Origin of the sequence: Cohnella sp. WQ 127256 (assembly GCF_024519285.1) — a bacterium.
Taxonomy (GTDB): Bacteria; Bacillota; Bacilli; order Paenibacillales; family Paenibacillaceae; genus Cohnella.
On the sequence record NZ_JAMZCY010000002.1, the window covers coordinates 241948 to 259663 of the forward strand.

A 17716-nucleotide genomic window follows, 5' to 3' on the forward strand; every position below is an offset into this window, starting at 1 on the left:
GTGAAAATGCACCTCCCCACGAGTGGGGGGTGCATTTTGTGTTAGGGCTGATTCTGGCTTCGAAACTCTGACGGAGTTAGGCCAGCTATGAGTTTGAATACTTTGGAGAAATAATGTCGATCCATATAACCGACGATTTCTGATATGTCCTTAATCGGAATTTCTGGGTGATCTTTAAGCAGTTCTTTCGCTTTGGCGATGCGGAGATCTGTGAAATATTCTACAAATGAACTGCCGCAGTATATACGAAACAGATTACATAAATACGTGCTGGAGATGTTGAATTCCTTCGTTAAGATGAGGAGATTCAAGGGCTCACCCAAGTTGTCCATAATAAACTTCTGGATGCGATGGAATAAAGCTTCGCCCTTCTTCTCACTTGGCTGATCTGCAGCCTGAACGAAGGATTGGAGCCAATCAACGAAAGCTTCTCCCGCTTCCGTGAAGTTCGAGGAGGAGAATAATAGATCATGAATGGAATGCTCCATTTCTTTGCGCGTTAACGGATCTTGATGACTGAGTAAGATTCCGATCGCATCCACGACCTTCCTCAAATTCATCTCGATATTGACGGAGGGACAGCGTTCAGCTTCCCAAACAGAGAACAATTGAAGAACAGCGTCTCTGATCCCCTGCCAATCCTTATTATTACTGAGGTAGTTAAAAGTCTTCTCCTGTACAGAAGACAGGACGGTGTACTCCACACTATTGTTCTTCTCCATGTGATTAGGAAGGAGCAAGACATTCATCCCTATGACTTGATGCTTATTCAGGCTTCGAGATAACTTCTTGATGGCTTCTCTTATATCTGCCGCCTCTTGCACCAGAGAGGAGATCGCTGCAATAGCGGAGGATTGAGGGGTAGAATAGCGGTTTAGAAGGTGTTCTCCAATGCTCTTCATCTTGAAGCCGTCGTAATTCTGTAAAGCGAATATAAACAGAAGACCTTGTTTATTCGCATTCGGAAATAGCCAGACCTCATCCCCTTTATTCAGCATACTGCGAATGGGCTCGGTAGTGTCAGAATCCATTCCAATATGGGCGTCGTAGAGTAAGGGGTTGAACTGGAATTCACTACTGTTTACTGCGATAACTCCGTAATGGTGGGAAGGGGATAAACCATCCGTAAACAGCCCGTTGTCTTTAGTATAGGAGGAGGCTTCTCCCTTCTCAATGAGGGTCTGTAGAAGGTCCCTTTGTTGTTGATAAACGTTGTGATTCATCTGGTCGAGGGTTTGGGTCAGTACTTCTAATACGGCATTGGTTTCTATAGGCTTGATTAAATAATCCACCACGTTTGCTCTTAGGGCAGAGCGAGCATAATCGAAGGAGGGATAACCGCTTACAATAATCACTTTGATAAGGGGCCAATCCTCACGGATTTTTTGCGCAAGCTCTAATCCATCCATCGCATTCATCCGGATATCTGTAAAGATCAAATCGGGTAGGGTTACAGGAATTTGTGCTAGAGCTCTCTCTGCACTGTAGCATTCGGATACAAAATTCGCTGCACATTCCAATTGTTCGCAACAGTCTTGTATGATCTCTTTTAAGTGGTATAGGAAGACGGGTTCGTCATCGACAAGCATAATTCTCATGTGATTTCCTCCTGCTGTGTGGTCAATAAACCTTGGAAAGCTACGTATGCCCCACCTTCTGAATGGTTTCCTATGGAATAGAAGAAGTTATTTTTATATAGGAGCTTCAGTCTCGCGAGCGTGCTGATGAGCCCCATGCCGCCTAGGACTAAGGATTGGGAAGGCTCGGTGTGATGAATCTCAAGGTGATCCATGTAATCTTGGATTCTATGATTAAGCTGCCTAAGCATTTCTTCGGAGAAGCCTTTGCCATTATCACGGATTTCAATCTCCCAGCGGTCGAAGATTACCCTTCCCTTAATGGTAATACAAAGCTGTTGGATTTCTTCGTGAAGACCATGATGAATACAATTCTCGACTATCGGTTGAATAGTCAGCTTGGGAAACGAGAGTTCAATCATATCCGCAGGAATATCAAGGTTATAATCTAGCCTGTGCATATATCGGGACTTCATTAAGTTTAAGTAATTTTCTGAGAAAATGATCTCCCGTTGAAGCGGTGCGGTAGGAGAGTCCGTAGAGATGGCATATCGCATAAATTGAGAGAGCTTCCGGCTAATCTCTGCTACAGAGGACGAATCCTTTTTGTCAGCCATTATCGTGATGACGCTTAACATATTAAATAAAAAGTGAGGATTAATTTGCGCCTGCAAAGTCTGGAAATGGGATTGAAGCTGTAAAGTTCGGAAATGGAGCTTATCATCCATAGATTGCTTCAATCGGGTATTCATCTTTTGGAACGATCGACGTAGGGATTCGATCTCATTCATTTTGTATTTGTTCTCGATAAGCAGCTCTTGTTCATCATCTATCGTGACCCCATCCATGACATGCTTTAAAGAGGTGATCGGGCGAGTCAATAGCTTGGCTAGTAAGTAATAAAAGGCGACCGAGATCACAATTAGAAGAATGACCGCGAGAATCATAACGTTACGGAAAACGCGTAAAGGCGTAAATAATTGCTTTTCCGGAACGAGGGTGACTACCGAAAATGCTGGGATTTCCGTCCGTTGTGTAGCTGCAAATAAGCCATTTACCTGAATGGTGTTTGTGTCACTATTGCGAGCAGTTAACTGACCGAGATGATCTATAGTCTTATTTGCTTCATCAAGCGTGCCTTTGCTCGTATATATAACCTTCCCTTGATGGACAATATAAATGGAAGATCCCGCTATTGCATTTGACTTTTCGAAGTCAATCAGTGTATTAGGCTTAAGCACGGCTTCCAAATAACCTAAATCGAACATCCCCCATTGTAGTTTTCGCATGAGAGAGAAAGTAGGGGGTGAACCTTTGCTAGTCAATATCGCTCCTCCCTTAGCGGCATCGGCTTCACTAGAAGTTTCATGGGTTTGTGAGATTCGAATAGACGACTCCGCCTCGAACTTAGAGAAGAGTACGCCGTTTTCCGTGTACAAATTCAGATGGTCTATACTTTTGTATACGTTGGTAGAAATCATCATGAAGTTATCGATGGACTTTCTGGCCTGCAGAGCGACATTCGTATTATCCATATCCCGTTGAATTCGCAAATATTCTGCTAGTGTGGAACGAGAATTATCATAACTGTTGTATAACTGAAAAGTCATATTATTGAACATATTAAGCTGCGAGGATAGATTACTAGCCGTGCTGCCTGACAACTGCTCGACGCTTGTAACGATACTTTGTTGAATATTATTTTTGAAATAAAAGTACATAGGGAAACTGATCGATAGCATTAAAGTAATCAACGTAAGCGAATACACAAAGAATAGTTTGGTGCGGAAGCTTCTCAAGCTGTTCACTCTCCTTCTTCCATCATATCAAACTTTCGCAGGGAGTTCGTTTAATATATTCCCCCTCTTTGTGTAAGAATCGCCATTTACGTTGTTGTCATGAAAGGGCTATCATTGCTATGCAAGCAGCGAATAATATTAGGGGGAAACAACAACATGAGAAGCAAGAAGTTTAAAAGGATGTTTGCAACAATTATGGTTATTGCCCTGATTACCGTTCTTACGGCATGCGGCGGGAATGACAATAACGCGGCTACCAGTTCTCAGCCAGCGAGTCAAAGCAATGAACCAACTGGCAGCGCGACTCCAACAGAGTCTGTAAAAGTCAAAATGCTTGGACATACCACTTGGTTTGTGCAAGGGATGGAAGCAGTTATTCCAGAAGCTAAAAAGAATGGCTTCGAACTGATTATAGAAAAAGTACCCGAAGGTGACGATGGCGCGAATTTGATGAAGACGCGTTTCGCAACTAACGATAAACCGGACATCCTGTTCTACCAAAGTGGATTAGGAGCAAAATTCGGGTTCGGTAATCCAGCGGACGTGTTCGTTGCTCAAGATGATCAACCTTGGATGGCAAACTTCGATAAGGTTGCCTGGAAGAACCAGATGGACACGATTGATGATGGACACTGGTATGGTGCACCTTATGGCGGAACGGACATGGGAGTTGTTCTGTATAACAAGAAGATGTTTGATGAATTGAAGCTGCAAGTTCCAACGAATATGGACGAGTTCTGGGCAGTTGCAGAAGCGATTAAAGCAGCTGGTAAAACTCCGATTTACTTCTCAGGTCAAGATGCATGGACGGTGCAATTGCCTGTTCTACTATCCAATGCGACACAAGCAGTAGCAGAAACTATTCCGTTAATTAATGAGAATAAAGCCAAAATGACAGATTTGACGGATCGTAAAGTAGGCATGCAGTTTATCCAAGACGCCGTGTCCAAAGGCTATGCCAACAAAGATATTCTATCGTCCACGTATGATAATGCTCAGAAAGCATTGTCTAGTGGGGAAGCAGGAATGTACCACATGGCGACTTGGGTCATGAATGAGATCGTATCCAAGTATCCTGAGGGTGTCGAGAACATTGGGTCATTCATTATGCCTTACAAAGGAAACGGACAGGATCTAGCTGCAATCTGGTCCCCGAAATCGTTGTATGTCGTAAAAGGTGACAATCAAGATAACGCTCAGAAATTCGTGAACTGGTTTGAGCAACCGGAAGTACAAGACATTTTCTTCGCTAAACAAGGCGGGATTCCTACAATCAAGGGGGTTACCCAAACCAGCCTTACACCAGCTGAGCTGGATGCGAAGAAGTTTCTAGATGAAGGTAAAGCAATGGGGAATTCGCCATACCCATTCCTCTACAATGGTGATGGCAATCTACCGACTTATGTACAAGAATTGTTCGTGAAAAACGGTAAAAATCCAGATCAAGTTCTAGAAGCCCTGCAAAAGGATCTAGAAATAGATGCAAAAGCTAAAGGCGATGCGAATTACAAATAAGAAAAATAGGATAATGGGGGAAGGAGTTTCTTACAATAAGAAGCTCCTTTCCCTGAGTTAAGGAGTGTTCAGGAGCAACCATGTTAAAAAAACAATACTACTCCTACTGGCTACTGTTCCCAGGTATGTTGATTTTCTTTGCCTTTTTTGTCGTGCCATCTCTCATGGGCTTTTACTTTGCATTTACAGATTTAGATGCATCCTTTAAGGTGTCTCGGTTTGTCGGCTTCGATAATTTTGTCACTCTCTATGAGAATCCAAGCAACCTGCTTGCTTTTAAGAATACGTTAATATTTGCAGTAGTCACGACTGTATTCAAAATATCATTGGGTCTCTTACTCGCTATTCTAGCTAATCAGCAGTTAAAGAGTAGACTAGTGCTACGTTCGGTTCTGTTCTTCCCTGTTATCCTAAGTACGATTGCTGTAGCGATCGCGTTTAAAGCGATCTTCCATCCTAGCACCGGAATACTTAACGTATTCTTGAGCTGGATCGGACTTGATTCCTTAGCGATGAGCTGGCTGACGGATCCTGATCTCGTCATGTATTCCGTGTCGTTCGTCGAAGTGTGGAAATGGACGGGATTCTCGATGATGCTTTTCTTAGCGGCTCTACAATCGATGCCACAGGAAGTAACTGAAGCAGCGAAAATAGATGGTGCTTCACCTTCGCAGCATTTCCGGTATATTACGTTACCGATGTTGACGCCGGTACTCAACACCAATGTCATTCTAAGCGTAATTGGTGGACTGAAAGTGTTTGACCTCGTCTATGCGCTCACTGGGGGCGGCCCTGGCTATGCATCTAATGTTATCAATACAGCTGTATTTAAGGCGTTTGCTGCGGGGCGCAATGGAGAAGCTACTGCGGCCAATCTTGTTCTGTTTATTGTCATCTTAATTACTGTACTGTGTCTTAATAATGTTATTAATCGAGAAGCAAAAAGGTGAACTCTATGAAAAAAGGAACGAAATGGTTATGGGAGCTGCTCTCTGTCGTATGTATAGCGATCATTAGTGTGCCGTTATATTTCGTTATTATTAACTCTTTCAAGACGAAGTCGGAAGCAGCAGATATGAATCTTGCACTGCCTGGCAAATGGAATATCGTAGAGAACATCAAGGAAGTATTTGCATCTGCTAATATTCCGCAGGCATTCTGGAACACGACGGTTATTACGTTTGTCAGCGTTCTGCTCATTATTATCCTTTGCTCGATATCGGCCTTTGTCATTCAAAGACGGGATACTCGGCTAACGAAAATCATAACGCAAATTCTGATTATCGGTTTGATTCTGCCGATGATGATCATCACAACCTACTATGTCGTTGATTTTTTTGATCTAGTGCGGACTTATTCAGGAGTTATTTTATTGTTTATTGCGGGTAATTTTCCTTTTGTCACCTACTTATATATTTCCTTCATGCATGGGATTCCGAGGGATCTTGATGAGGCGGCGGTTATTGATGGGGCAGGCAGATACCGTTTGTTTTTCGGGATTATATTTCCGCTTCTGCTCCCGGTTAATGCTTCCGTGCTGATCTTAACGTCGATGAATATATGGAACGACTTCACGATTCCGTTCTACTTCCTGAATTCAGCGGACAATTATACCTTAAGCTTGTTGATCTATTTCTTCTTCGGTCAGAAGGCCGCAGATTGGAATCTGGTCTTTACCACGATCTTGATTGTGTCTTTGCCTGTCATCTTGCTGTATCTTTTCCTACAACGCTATATCGTCGCCGGTATGACATCGGGTGCGGTTAAAAGCTAAAGGCTGCAGAATATATTGAAACAGAAAATTGTTGGTGCAGGGGGGAGACTCCAGCGCCAGCAATTTTTTTGTGACAAATTTGAAATTGTAATGTGAGAAAACCTACATCCCTATTGGATATGATTGTATAGACTGTATGATATAATTTTTTTATATTGTGCTGGATGGGGGAATACATACAATGCTATCGATGGTTCTGACTTTAACTGTATTGGCTCTCGCGTCCGCGTTATTTATTTCGGGTAAAGTACGTTCAGATCTCGTTGCGGTGGGATCATTAATTATTCTGATGTTATTTGATATTTTATCCCCGAGTGAAGCACTTTCCGGATTTTCCAATTCTATCGTCATTATGATGATTGGTTTGTTCGTGGTTGGGGGCGGAATATTTCATACGGGCTTGGCGAAAATGGCTAGTGGAAAGCTGCTACAGCTAGCAGGTACGAACGAGACACGTCTGCTTATTATGGTTATGCTCGTCACTGCTGCTATCGGTGCCTTTGTAAGTAATACGGGTACAGTGGCCGTGATGATGCCGATCGTTGTTAGTCTAGCGATGAGTGCTCGAACAAATCCAGGCAGACTGCTCATGCCGCTTGCCTTTGCTAGTAGTCTTGGTGGGATGCTGACCTTAATCGGGACGCCTCCTAATCTTGTTATTCAAGAAACATTAATGAACGCAGGGTACAAGGGGCTAACCTTTTTCTCCTTCGCACCGATTGGTCTTGTGTGTCTAGTAACGGGTATTATTGCGCTGCTCTTCTTACGCCGTTATTTGCCGAAGAATGAGGAGAAGGATGGTAATAAGCAATTTGGACTCTCACTTATGGAGCTTGCAAGGAAGTATCAGCTATCGCAAAACCTATTTCGTATTCATGTGGGAGCAAATTCTGCTATTCAATCGAAGAAGCTAGGTGAGCTAGACATTCCAGCCGAATTTGAGCTGACTGTCATTGAAACGCGTCACAAAAACTCGGTAAAAAACCAAGTTCTCAAAACGATAAATCAGGAAATTGCCGGACCAGAAACCATCATTAAGGAAGATGATATTCTGTACGTCAACGGTTCCCTAGAGCGGGTACAGCAGTTTGCTCAGAAGTATGGATTAGATATCCTTGATCGACAAGAGGTGGAGAGCCAGCCTCCTGAAAATGCAGAGCAATATGCGACAAGTGATGTAGGGATTGCTGAAGTGATGCTGACGCCTAACTCAGGTTTAATCGGTCAACTCGTGAAGCACTCGGGGTTTCGTGAGAAGTTCAGATTGAACATTCTTGGGATACATAGGAAGGAGGATTACATCCTTCACAACCTGAAAGATCACAAGATGCGCTTCGGCGATGCGCTTTTGGTGCAGGGGACTTGGCAGAGTATATCCTTACTTGCCGCTGAACAATCTAATTTCGTTGTTATTGGACAACCCATTGAGGAATCGCGTAAGGTGACAATGGATCATAAAGCCCCCATTGCGGCAGGGATTATGCTCTTGATGGTCATTCTCTTAGTCACAGAATTCATTCCTGCGGTTGCTTCGGTTATGATCGCGGCGGTATTGATGGTTGCATTCGGGTGTCTGCGAAATATGGAGGAAGCGTATAAGACAGTCAATTGGGAAAGTATTGTGCTTATAGGCGGAATGATTCCAATGTCGATTGCAATTGAGAAAACAGGCGCTGCTGCACTGCTATCTGATGGGCTAGTTAGCTCGTTAGGTGGCTATGGCCCAATTGCGTTGCTTGCAGGTGTGTATTTTACGACCTCGATTCTCACTTTGTTTATTAGTAACACGGCTTGTGCTGTACTATTCGCACCGATTGCTCTCTCAGCAGCGATTGGTATCGGGGCAAGTCCGTATCCGTTCTTATTCGCTGTCTCGGTAGGAGCAAGTATGTGCTTTGCATCACCGTTCTCGACACCTCCTAATGCTCTCGTTATGTCAGCTGGCCGATATAGATTCAGTCATTACATTAAAGTGGGTTTACCGCTCCAGATTATTATCGGAGTGGTCATGATTGCAGTGTTGCCTCTGTTCTATCCCATGTAAGGAGGAAAGACGAATGAACCTCTATCAGATGAAATCAAATCCAAGTGGGATCGACCGCATGGGGAATTATTTGAAGGACAATTTTGTGAGTATTGGATGGCCTGGAATTGGGGACTTGGATAACGTGTCCAGAGATGAGCTGGAGGAGAGACTCATTCAAGCTTATCCCAATCAGATCCAGCAGCTTAACGAGCCAGTAAATGATATCTCGACTTTCGTGCATGGGATGCAGGATGGGGATTATTTGTTAATGGCCCATAGGGATGCCGTCTATGTGGGCGATGTTGGAGATTATTATTATGTCGAGGCGTACGATTCAGAGACGGAGGGAACATGCCACAGGCGAGGGGTGACTTGGCTGACTGCCATTCGGCGAGAGGAACTGAACGCTAAAGTACAGGAGCTACTGAGTCATCCAGAGATGATTACGAAGTTCACTGAGGCATACGCGGCTGCTCAGCTTGAGGGATTCCTAATGAAGCCTAGGTCGTCAATAGATGATTCTGTGGCGCAGGGAGCTCCTGCTACAGTGGCGGCAGCTCCCGTACCAGTGGACAAGCAAACGATCCAGGAGGCACTCCATATTCTAAAGGAAGCAATGGGAAGTGAAGATGCTGAACGGCGTGAACGAGCTGCTGTTGCGATTCTTCAATATGCGAAAAGTGGGTCGTGAGAATGAGCAGGCATTAGATGACATTCGTTAAGAGTTTGGCTGCTCAGCTTATTGATTAATGAGAACAGCATCGATTAATCCGTAGTTAACGCCTTCCTCGGCAGTCATGAAGTGATCCCGATCGGTGTCTTTGGCGATGACTTCTATGGACTGTCCTGTTTGCTGTGCGAAGAGCCCGTTTAATTTATTTCTTAACTTCAGAATTCTTCTCGCGCTGATTTCAATGTCGGATGCCTGGCCGTGAACCCCGCCTAGCGGTTGATGAATCATGATCTCGCTATTCGTTAATCCGAACCGTTTGCCTTTAGTCCCACTGGATAATAGGAAGGCCCCCATAGACGCTGCCATTCCAATACAAAGCGTACTAACATGGGCTTTAACATATTGCATAGCATCGTAGATCCCCATGCCAGCAGTAATTGAGCCTCCTGGGCTGTTGATGTAAAGCTTGATATCCTTATCGGGATCTTCAGCGTCTAAATAGAGCAATTGGGCGATCACCGTATTGGCTACTGCATCAGTGATTTCCCCCGAAATAAAAATGATGCGATCTTGGAGCATTCGGGAGTAGATATCGTAGGCACGATCACCCCTAGAAGTATTCTCCACTACGTAAGGAATTAAAGTCACGTTGTCATCTCCTTGTTATCCTTCTATTCGATACTTCTTCTCGAGATCCGAATATTGTTCAGGATGAAGCTGCACGCGTTTGAAGGTAGAATAGCCGGTCTGCTCTTGCGAGAGTTCATCATCTTCACGTTGTAATTGTTTAATCTTGCTAACAACTTCTTCATCTATAATGATGTTGTCCATGTCTTCTTCATTAACAATGTTTATCGGATATAACTGTTCGACTTGATGGAGGTTTCCATTATTACTCGCATAGGTTAATACGAACGTAATTGTTTTCTCCCCGTATAGGATCGCTTCTTGAGTATAAATTTCAATGAAAATATCATCAGGAATGTTGGGCTGATAGATGAGGATTGCACCTGCGTCATCCTCCTGGAAATGATTGAGATTACGACGACGATGAATTCCTGGTGGAACCGTAATTTGCAATCGCACATTATCGACATCACCGATAGGAGAGAGATGAATCCAAAGATGATTCAAGCCTTCTTCATTTTCAAGCTTGGACTTCGCCGACCTAATGGTAATCATTAAGAGGGATCTCCTTTTAATAATTGGCTGACAGTATCAATCATCTTTGTTTTCATTTCTGGAGAAATACGAGCGCTTATCGAGATGATGACATCCTCATTCACCACGTAGGTTTCATGTTGGAGCATTTGCTCCGACTGATACAAGGGGAGCTTTTCTCCGATTTTTATAATTTCCTCCATGGGGCGGTTTTGTAGCTTCTCTTGGATGTGGGCTAAAGTTTCACCACTCTTCGATAACGTAAGAATAGCTCTGAAATAATGAAGGTGATTGTCGGTATACACCCGTTTATTTCCGACTAGCTCAAGAGGGGGGATAATCCCTATCTGGGTATAATATCTGACTGTTCTTAAGTTCATTTGTGGATCTTCATGTTGAAGAGTTTCTGCAAGTTGCTTAGCGGTGTAATTGTTCATTGATGTAGTCCTCCTTAATCTAAAGGTAAAGGTATTAAAGTGATCAAAGCGCAGCACAACACATGCATTACAGTTAAGTGTATTGTGTACAGTATACTGTAACGGTATTCGGATTGTAAAGAAGTTGGTGTTATTCGTGATACAATGTGAAATAAATCACATAATAATGATGAAAGTTAGATTACAATAAGGGTGTAGAAACATTGAAGGAGTGATTATCATGAGAGACAATCAAAATACGATAACAAACAACTACCTACAGTTTTGCTATACATGCCAAGAAGCTCACCAATGCGAAAATGAAAAAAAATGTTTAGCTTGCTGGGAAGAGAAGGGGATAGCGGCTAAGGAAGAGTACGCTCAAACTACGACCACAGAGGATTTTCTAAGGCTGTATGCAGAGTAGCTTGTTCCTCTTCCTTTAGATCTCAATTAAACATCATTAGTAATGACGGACATCGGCCACAGTAGGCTGATGTTTTTTTGCCATTCAGAAAGGACGCCGAGTTTTGAGTACTCTGATTTAGGGGGTTTTTGAGATATACTTAGATTTATAAGTAGGTTGAATAAGGAGAGTTTCTACATATACAATCCAAGAGGGGCGAGTAAAGTGAAGGTTAGCTTGGATACGGAAATATGCCGAATATTTAATATCCGATACCCGATTTTCTTAGCAGGAATGGCGGGAGGTCCGACAACAGTCCAATTGGTGGCAGCGGTGTCTAACGCAGGAGGACTTGGAACACTCGGAGCTGCATACATGGATCCGGGTGCGATCCGTGAAGCTATCCGGAGGATTCGCCAGTTAACGGATGCTCCCTTTGGAGTTAACTTATTCTCAGACCACGCTCCCGACGATAATACCCGAATCGGGGAAGTCCAACAAGAGCTTAACCGGATGAGGGATGTACTTAAAGTACCGCATGTTAGCGAGAAGCCTGTGACCACTCCGGATCTATTTGCAGATCAGATTACTGTACTCATTGAGGAAAAGGTACCTGTAATCAGTACGGCTTTCGGCATTCTACCAGAATCGTGGATGAGGCAAGCCCAGTCGGCCGACATCCGAGTCGTTACCATGGTGACGACTGTTCGTGAAGCGCTATTGGCTGAACAGGCAGGCTGTGATGCAATCGTTGCCCAGGGAAGTGAAGCGGGCGGACATCGGGGGACCTTCGATATTTCGGAGCATCCACTAGGAGCAAACATCGGTATGATGGCATTAATCCCGCAAGTGGTTGACCACATTAAGATTCCCGTCATTGCTGCCGGAGGAATTATGGATGGTAGAGGTGTTGTTGCCTCACTAGTTCTTGGAGCACAAGGCGTGCAGATGGGGACGCGGTTTCTAACCGCAGATGAGTCTGGTGCGCACGACTCTTATCAGGAGGTACTGCTAGTAAGTACCGAGGAGAGCAGCGTAATTACGAAAGCCTTCTCAGGTCGTCCAGCAAGAGCAGTTCGCAATCCATTCGTTCAACAATGGGAGGAATCCGGTCTCAATCCGCTTCCTTTTCCCACACAGAATACCGCCACCCGCGATATTCGGAATGCCGCTGCGGCGCAGAGTAATCCGGATTATATGTCTCTTTGGACAGGACAAGGCGTAAGGGGGCTAACATCGGGACAAAGCGCGGAAGCCATCGTTGAGGAGATTGTTCGGGAAGCCATAACGCTATTGTCATAGCTTAGGGATGTACCCTAAGAATGAGATGGGGATGGCGCAGAGACGCAGAAGCATTCCGTCATCCTTCCACCCCATATCGCGCTAACGCCTTCTCGGAGGATTCTCGCATCCGGCGCTGCAGCTGCTCACCTTCCGCAATTTTTACTCGTGTCCCAAGAAAACGGATCTTAGATAAGACGAATTCGCTCTCATCTTTCTGAAAAGTGAGTCTGATCTGGTATCTATCTGTTTCTTCGTCGTAAGCAACCTGCTTCTCAAAGCAGGCAAAAGCATATAAAATCCTCGATAGCTCGGCATTAAACGTGCGTATGACTTCAATAACCGCACATTCCTTGCGTGACCCCAATAGATCAGCTAGCTTCACTCTCAACATTTCTGCCCGATCAGCAGGAATCTCTTTGTGTTCCACGGTTACGATATTGTGTAGCTTCGTGGACATGAGCGTATGGTGACGAGTATTGTACCAGAGTAAATACCATTCACGCTTAACCATCGAGTATTCCAGCTTATAAGGGAAGCCGGATTGGTTGCTTTTCACTCCGCCATGTTTAATCCGATACGTCACTAGAATACCTTGACCATGCATCATCATACGACGCAACGAACGGAGGAGCGGATGGTAGACGTGGCGTACTTGGCTGCTAGCCTTCTCAAGGATAATTTCTTGAATATCCATAAGAGGCTCCATCTCAAGAAGCTGCTGAAGCTTCTCTCTCGTTCCCGTGCTAAATGCGTCATTGGCGGAAGGATGCTCTAGCATCATTCTCAGCCAGCTCCGTTCTTGGGAAGTGAGCGCGAAGGAGCCCGACTCATCCAGCCGGGAGATGACTTGATAATTAAAGATCTTCTCGAACAGGTTCATAGTAGCCGTTAATCTCCTTCCATTCTGCAATGAACTCTCGACGAAGCTGAATCGGTTCCAGAACCTCGCAGCTAGAGCCGAAGCTGCGCAGCCAAGGCTTGAGCTCTGACATCCCATTGACGCTAATCTCATAGACGAACGATTCCTCGTCCTCCTCCGTAATGCTTCCCCACTGCCCTTGAAGCAGCACACGATCCCGAACAAAGTTAGCCGGCGAGCCAGTAGGATTATAGAACCTAGCCCGCACCTTTACGAGCTTTCCCGTATCCGTTACCCAGCTAAACTGCATTTTTTCCTCGACGTTTCGGAGCTTCTGGATGAATTCCGCCTCGGGTACGACATCCCCTTCCTCAATCTGCGTTAACCCTTCCATTCGGAACTTCATCACTCCTTGCCGGGCGTTGTAGCCGATCAGGTACCATCTACCGTACTGATGGTCGTATACCACACGCATAGGAAGCACTGTTTCAACGATGCCTTCGGTTTCGCGCTCGAATAAGGGGTTCGTATTTTTAGAGGCATAACCCTTCTGCTTCTTAGGCGATAAGTATAAAAAACGCAGCTTTCGTCGCTGCTTAATGGCATGAAATACCGTATACAAATGGGCTTCGTCGAGAATTCGAGAGTGATAGTGGTATTTGTACAGAAAAGGGTCCATATGTCCTGCTCCGAACCCGCGTTGACCGAGAGCACTCTTCAGATTATCACGCATGAGATAGCCTTGAACGGAGGGTACCTGCGTATTGGCCATTACATCTACGAAATCGTACAGATCCATGAGCTCGTCATCTGTTAGCTGCGTGATCAGATCATTATGAATGCTGTAGCGGTAAGGACGATTGCCTGGAGCTTTGCGGATAACGCCAACTTCCTCCAAATATTTAAGGTCGCTTCGAATCGTTTTCTCATCGGGAAGGGGCATGTCAGAGGGGATGTCCGCAGAGCATGCATCAATCAGTTCCATCGCAGTCAGAGATTGGTTTTGCAGCAACGTCATAATAAGTGATAGTCGATGGCTTTCGGATTCCCTAACAGATTTCGCTCGAAATAAGAATAGAAGTAACGGATCTGCGGACTCGTAATAGTTCAACTGCAGCGCCTCTTCGAATGCCTTTCCTTGTTCCTCGGGAAGCTTCTTGGAGGCTGTATTCATAATGTCTTTCATGTATCGAAGCGTCTTGTCGAACGTATGGACAGAGATGCCTAGCCACTGTGCGAACTGTTTGCGATTATAAGCACCGCCTGCCAGCGCAAGCATCCGGAGAAACTGAATCTCTTTATCGAAGCTTTCTCTAGCCAACTCGGTTTCCCCTCCAACGTCATCTTAATCCGAAACCGTATTCCTTTGGTCTATTGTAACAAGGAATAGATGCAGGGAGTATGGAAAAGTTTCCGTGTCGTCATACTTCCACCATGTTCGGTCCTCCTCAAATCAGCGATGATAGGAACAAGAAAAGCAACGTCTAAGGCGGGCTGATATCCAGGAGGCAATCCCATGACCCAAATACATCAATCCATTCTTCATGAGTTAAGTCGAATAGAACAACAAGACGAGGTACAAATTCTATATGCTTGCGAGTCAGGAAGTCGGGCATGGGGCTTTCCATCTTCGGATAGCGATTACGATGTGAGATTCATATACGTTCGGAAGCCAGATTGGTATTTATCCATCTTCGACAAGCGGGATGTCATAGAGCGACCGATCAGTGATTTGCTTGATATTAACGGCTGGGACTTGAGAAAAGCTTTGAACCTGTTCCGTAAGTCGAATCCTCCTTTGCTAGAGTGGTTACAGTCCCCGATTGCCTATTGGGAGAAGTTTTCCACGATTGATCATATTCGCGGAGTATCCCCATTAACCTTTTCGCCGAAATCCTGCATGTACCATTATCTCAATATGGCGAAGGGAAACTACAGGATGTATTTACAAGGGGAACGTGTGAGGCTGAAAAAATACTTCTACGTCCTGAGACCCATACTTGCCTGCGAATGGATTGAGAAATACGAATCGATGCCACCAATCGAGTTTGATGCTCTGGTCGAGGATTTGATCCCGAAAGGTAGCGAGCTGAAGTGGACAATACGAAACCTGCTTGAGCGCAAGAAATCAGGTGAAGAGCTTAGCGATGAGCCTAGAATAGATAGGATCAATGAATTTCTCGAACAGAAGCTGGCGTACTATGAGCAATCCGCTGCAAGTATGAAAGGCGCAGACGGAAAGCTGGATCGCCAATTGGATTCGTTGTTCCGCTCTTCGTTGCTAGAGGCGTGGAGTTAGAGAGGGACTTTATAAGGGCTGTAACCACAAAAATGTGCAATGAAAAAGTAAAATAATTAGAACGGCGTCCCCCTACTTGAATTTGCTATAATAGAAAACTAAAAGCTTTTGGGATACCGCCTTCGGTTTCCAAGAGCTTTTCGTTTTATTCGGAGAGGATGTGAGGGTATGCGCCGAATTCCACTATTTACGCGCCGCAATCTGTTGTCTATTGGTTTGTATCCTAAGATCGTTCTTATTTTCATGGCGGCTATTATCCCGATTCTATTCGTCGGTTCAATGCTTGTGGTTAACGGAGAAAAGGCGATCCGCAGAGAGGTCGAGAACTCGCTGTCATCGCGGGTTCATTTCTACGTTGCAGAATTGAGTACGGCTTTGGAGCACATCGTTAATTTGAAGCGGGAATACATATTTGATCAGGACATCCAGCGGTTCAGCACAATGTCGCCGGTCATGTCGGATTATGAGCGCAGGGTAGAGGTGCTTGCGCTTCAGAAGAAGATGCAGACGCTCAAATCGTCCAGCGCCTATATCGAGAACGTGGCATTATTCATGGTTTCCGAGCAAAAAATCATTTATCCGAACCGGATAAGCTATAGCATTAATAAAGAAGAAACAGATATACACCAGCTTCTGAATCATAAAGCAACGCCGATTATTGTATGGAACAATCAACTGATCCAAGCTGAGCGCTTCCCGACGGGAACTTATGAGGATAGCTTACCTGCTTACTGGATTGAAATTACGATAAACGAACAGAAGATCAAATCTATGCTGTCGCAGATGCTGACGGAAAATGGGGGCAACGCTATTTTGTCCGACCTAGAAGGAAATTGGATGCTTTCTGGGGACGATAGTAACGATCACTTCCAACGCCAAATGACCGAGATGCACCAAATGCATTCTGAACCGTCTGGGCAGAACGTGACGAGAGTCGATGAACGGGATTACATCGCTGCATTCGAGCGCTCCCCTGAGCTGGGAATTGCATTAACGCTCTATATGCCCGAAGAGGTTGTTTTGCAGCCATTGGCGGGATATCAATGGTGGTTTCGTATTCTGATTGCGACTGCGGTCGTTATTATTTTACTGTTCGCATACTGGATCTATTTATTTTTACAGCGGCCCCTTCAAAGGCTGGTCAGGGCATTCCGCAAAGTAAGCGAAGGCGCCTTCGACGTCCAATTGAAATCGCGCGGCCGCGACGAGATCGACTATTTCTACGAGCAATTTAACCGGATGATGGGCACGATCCAATCGCTAATCCATGATGTCTATGAGCAAGGCATTCGGTCGCAGCGCGCCGAGCTGAAGCATCTGCAAGCACAGATCAATCCGCACTTTCTCTATAACACTTATTACCGTCTGCACCGAATGGCTCAGAACGAGGATACGGACAATATCAAGCTGTATACGCGACTGCTAGGTGATTATTTGAAATACATTACCCGGAATGGGCAGGAGGAAGCGACCTTGCGGATAGAAGTAGACCACGCTAGAACATATGCCGATATTCTGAAAATGCGTTTCCGCGACAAGCTGACAATTGAGTGGGGGGAGCTGCCACCGGAATGGGAAAATACGTTGGTTCCTAGGCTCATCGTTCAACCCATTGTTGAAAACGCTTTTATTCATGGGCTTGAGGAATTGGACGGTCAGGGTATTCTCAGGTTTACCGTGAATTCGGACAAGCAATCCTTGTCTCTCATTATTGAAGACAATGGTAATCTCCTTACAGACGACAGGTTGGAGGAGATTGCTAACGAATGGCAATCGCCTTCGGAGCATATGGAAACGACCGGCATGCTGAACGTGCATAGAAGATTAGGACTGAAATACGGAGCATCGTCCGGTCTTCGCATTTCTCGTAGCGAGCTTGGGGGAATGCGCGTGGATATTATTCTAAGGTCGGGGGAGGAAGCTTAAT

At 45.0% G+C, this 17716-nt stretch carries 16 protein-coding genes; 9 read left to right on the forward strand and 7 right to left on the reverse strand.

All coding sequences use genetic code 11. From position 1 onward, the window contains the following. Window positions 1–41: 41 nt before the first annotated feature. Both M1K58_RS09220 and M1K58_RS09225 read right to left on the reverse strand, forming a co-directional pair. On the reverse strand, window positions 42–1598 hold the full coding sequence (locus M1K58_RS09220; RefSeq protein WP_256758491.1) for a response regulator: 1557 nt from the start codon (window positions 1596–1598) through the stop codon (window positions 42–44). Next, entirely contained in the window at window positions 1595–3376 is a 1782-nt protein-coding gene (locus M1K58_RS09225) for a sensor histidine kinase (RefSeq protein ID WP_256758492.1), read from the reverse strand. Before M1K58_RS09225 ends, M1K58_RS09220 begins: the two co-directional genes overlap by 4 nt. A gap of 156 nt (window positions 3377–3532) precedes the next feature. Between M1K58_RS09225 and M1K58_RS09230 the strand changes: the two genes are divergently transcribed. The 5 genes from M1K58_RS09230 to M1K58_RS09250 all read left to right on the forward strand — a co-directional run bounded on the left by M1K58_RS09230 (window position 3533) and on the right by M1K58_RS09250 (window position 9382). Continuing rightward, the gene (locus M1K58_RS09230; protein ID WP_256758494.1) at window positions 3533–4891 is read left to right on the forward strand and encodes an ABC transporter substrate-binding protein; all 1359 of its coding nucleotides are present in this window, start codon (window positions 3533–3535) and stop codon (window positions 4889–4891) included. 80 nt (window positions 4892–4971) lie between these two features. Next, window positions 4972–5841 (forward strand): carbohydrate ABC transporter permease, encoded by an 870-nt coding sequence (locus M1K58_RS09235; RefSeq protein WP_256758495.1) that lies wholly within the window; start codon window positions 4972–4974, stop codon window positions 5839–5841. A gap of 5 nt (window positions 5842–5846) precedes the next feature. Continuing rightward, entirely contained in the window at window positions 5847–6665 is an 819-nt protein-coding gene (locus M1K58_RS09240) for a carbohydrate ABC transporter permease (protein ID WP_256758497.1), read from the forward strand. A 190-nt stretch (window positions 6666–6855) separates the two neighbouring features. Next, the gene (locus M1K58_RS09245) at window positions 6856–8709 is read left to right on the forward strand and encodes an SLC13 family permease (protein ID WP_256758736.1); all 1854 of its coding nucleotides are present in this window, start codon (window positions 6856–6858) and stop codon (window positions 8707–8709) included. 13 nt (window positions 8710–8722) lie between these two features. Then, the gene (locus tag M1K58_RS09250; RefSeq protein WP_256758499.1) at window positions 8723–9382 is read left to right on the forward strand and encodes a hypothetical protein; all 660 of its coding nucleotides are present in this window, start codon (window positions 8723–8725) and stop codon (window positions 9380–9382) included. Window positions 9383–9430: 48 nt separating this feature from the next. Here M1K58_RS09250 and clpP read toward each other — a convergent pair whose 3' ends face one another. The 3 genes from clpP to M1K58_RS09265 are packed head-to-tail and all read right to left on the reverse strand — an operon-like array spanning window position 9431 to window position 10962. Beyond that, the gene (gene clpP, locus M1K58_RS09255; RefSeq protein WP_256758500.1) at window positions 9431–10012 is read right to left on the reverse strand and encodes an ATP-dependent Clp endopeptidase proteolytic subunit ClpP; all 582 of its coding nucleotides are present in this window, start codon (window positions 10010–10012) and stop codon (window positions 9431–9433) included. 15 nt (window positions 10013–10027) lie between these two features. Beyond that, the gene (locus M1K58_RS09260) at window positions 10028–10546 is read right to left on the reverse strand and encodes a hypothetical protein (protein WP_256758501.1); all 519 of its coding nucleotides are present in this window, start codon (window positions 10544–10546) and stop codon (window positions 10028–10030) included. Next, window positions 10546–10962 carry a MerR family transcriptional regulator gene (locus M1K58_RS09265; protein ID WP_256758503.1) on the reverse strand — a complete coding sequence of 139 codons (417 nt, stop codon included), beginning with the start codon at window positions 10960–10962 and terminating at the stop codon, window positions 10546–10548. Before M1K58_RS09265 ends, M1K58_RS09260 begins: the two co-directional genes overlap by 1 nt. Before the next feature lie 220 nt (window positions 10963–11182). Here M1K58_RS09265 and M1K58_RS09270 point away from each other — a divergent pair, with 220 nt between their 5' ends. Both M1K58_RS09270 and M1K58_RS09275 read left to right on the forward strand, forming a co-directional pair. Then, window positions 11183–11368, forward strand: coding sequence for a hypothetical protein (locus M1K58_RS09270; protein WP_256758505.1), 186 nt, complete (start codon window positions 11183–11185; stop codon window positions 11366–11368). A 204-nt stretch (window positions 11369–11572) separates the two neighbouring features. Beyond that, a complete protein-coding gene (locus M1K58_RS09275) occupies window positions 11573–12649 on the forward strand; it encodes an NAD(P)H-dependent flavin oxidoreductase (protein ID WP_256758507.1) in 1077 nt (358 codons plus the stop codon). Window positions 12650–12707: 58 nt separating this feature from the next. Here M1K58_RS09275 and M1K58_RS09280 read toward each other — a convergent pair whose 3' ends face one another. Together M1K58_RS09280 and M1K58_RS09285 are read right to left on the reverse strand one after the other, a co-directional pair. After that, window positions 12708–13511 carry a WYL domain-containing protein gene (locus M1K58_RS09280; protein WP_256758509.1) on the reverse strand — a complete coding sequence of 268 codons (804 nt, stop codon included), beginning with the start codon at window positions 13509–13511 and terminating at the stop codon, window positions 12708–12710. After that, window positions 13486–14811: a helix-turn-helix transcriptional regulator gene (locus M1K58_RS09285; RefSeq protein WP_256758511.1), complete on the reverse strand. Its 1326-nt coding sequence runs from the start codon at window positions 14809–14811 to the stop codon at window positions 13486–13488. Before M1K58_RS09285 ends, M1K58_RS09280 begins: the two co-directional genes overlap by 26 nt. A gap of 195 nt (window positions 14812–15006) precedes the next feature. On the opposite strand from M1K58_RS09285, the gene M1K58_RS09290 reads away from it, so the two are divergent. Continuing rightward, window positions 15007–15789 (forward strand): nucleotidyltransferase domain-containing protein, encoded by a 783-nt coding sequence (locus M1K58_RS09290; protein WP_256758513.1) that lies wholly within the window; start codon window positions 15007–15009, stop codon window positions 15787–15789. A gap of 168 nt (window positions 15790–15957) precedes the next feature. Next, complete coding sequence (locus tag M1K58_RS09295) at window positions 15958–17715, forward strand: sensor histidine kinase (RefSeq protein ID WP_256758515.1); 1758 nt, start codon at window positions 15958–15960, stop codon at window positions 17713–17715. Window position 17716 lies beyond the last annotated feature (1 nt).